Annotated in this window: 1 pseudogene; it reads right to left on the minus strand. The window is 47.8% G+C overall.

Going from position 1 to position 274, the window contains the following annotated elements:
• A pseudogene (locus tag SB775_RS29310) lies at positions 1-274 on the minus strand (glycerol phosphate lipoteichoic acid synthase); the annotation flags it as partial.

Here is a 274-nt window from a genome sequence, read left to right on the forward strand (position 1 = left end):
CAGGATGTCCAGCGGCTGGATCAATGTGAGGACACTGCCCCCCAAATCACCGAAATTCTGCGTCTGGAACAAAGTCGGCAAAGTGATGAAATCACTGAAAAACCGGTAATAGACGATATTGGCATATAACAAGATCGACATGCCGAGATAAATCGACAGCAACACCCAGTATTTCCGCGCGCCTTTGAAAAATAGCGACAAACTCAGTAATAAAAGCGCGGAGCCCAAGGGGTTAATCAGAAGCAGGAATTCTTGCAGCCCGCCTTCCACTTCT

The sequence above is a fragment of the Peribacillus sp. SIMBA_075 genome, from assembly GCF_046534585.1.